Below are 546 nucleotides of genomic sequence, written 5' to 3' on the forward strand. Positions count from 1 at the left end.
GTCATCTAGGTTTGGCGCCGGAGCCGGCGTCGAAATCATCAGCGCCAACAGTTCGTCGCTATCCATACATGCCTCCATACGTATCAGACAGAGAATCGCATGTCTGCCTGGTCCGATGAGAAAGCAAGGGTAAGAGCTGACTTCGGATGCCATCGGCGGCCGCAGCGGCCTAAGCCCCAAAAAAAGGCCAGACCACCTCGCGGCCGGGGTCCTATATACTGTTTGTCCATACAGTATTTTCGCCATGCCGTTCAAAGCCCCCCCCTCACCCACTCCGACCTGCGCGCCATCCGCGACCAGGCCATCGTGGCCTATTGCGGCGGCCGCTACTGCGTGCTGTCGATGCGGGCGGTGGCGCTGCTGCGCGCCCGTGGCTTCCAGGCGCAGCGGCTGGGCGATGGCTTTCCCGCCTGGAAGGCGGCCGGCCTGCGGGTCGAGTCCGCGCCGCATTGAGGCAGGCCCGCTTTCAGCGCACTCATTTTGCTCACCAGAAACACGCAGGAGACACGCATGACTATCGGATTCATCGGCCTGGGCGTCATGGGG

At 62.8% G+C, this 546-nt stretch carries 1 protein-coding gene; it reads left to right on the plus strand.

The window, feature by feature from the left end:
- Nucleotides 1-222: 222 nt before the first annotated feature.
- Nucleotides 223-453 carry a rhodanese-like domain-containing protein gene (locus ABD990_RS34210; RefSeq protein ID WP_345384949.1) on the plus strand — a complete coding sequence of 77 codons (231 nt, stop codon included), beginning with the start codon at nt 223-225 and terminating at the stop codon, nt 451-453.
- The last annotated feature ends 93 nt before the right edge of the window (nt 454-546 follow it).

Origin of the sequence: Pseudonocardia yuanmonensis (assembly GCF_039542425.1) — a bacterium.
Classification (GTDB): Bacteria; Actinomycetota; Actinomycetes; order Mycobacteriales; family Pseudonocardiaceae; genus Pseudonocardia; species Pseudonocardia yuanmonensis.